Here is a 418-nt window from a genome sequence, read left to right as displayed (position 1 = left end):
ATGTAGGCCACTGCCCCAAGGTTGGCGGCAATCTGATGCCCTGCCAAGACCACCGTACCGAGACGCGCGATGAAGATCGCCATCAACGTGAACGATGTGATCTCGATCAGGTAGGTGAAGCCCATCGGCACACCCAGGCGTACGAGTGCCCACAGCCGGGCGCGATTGGGTGGTGAGTATTGCGTGAAAATCGCAAGCGGCTTGTATGCGGGATTGCGCATCAGGATGGCGGCCGCAGCCACAAACCATAGCCAGCTGATGATCATCGAGGCGAGTGCACAGCCCGGGCCACCCATCGCGGGGACGCCCATGCCGCCGTACAGAAACAGTGCGTTGAGCGGAAATTTGATGGCGAGGCCGGCGAGCTGCAGTACCGTCACCATCACTGGGCGCGACAGCGCGTTGTTCAACGCAGAGT

1 protein-coding gene is annotated in these 418 nt (G+C 61.0%); it reads right to left on the bottom strand.

The window, feature by feature from the left end:
* On the bottom strand, nt 1-418 hold a 418-nt coding region (locus C1I95_RS37515), incomplete at both ends, for an MATE family efflux transporter (RefSeq protein ID WP_199524061.1).

The sequence above is a fragment of the Micromonospora craterilacus genome, from assembly GCF_003236315.1.
GTDB lineage: Bacteria > Actinomycetota > Actinomycetes > Mycobacteriales > Micromonosporaceae > Micromonospora > Micromonospora craterilacus.
This window is presented reverse-complemented; position numbering and strand designations above follow the sequence as displayed.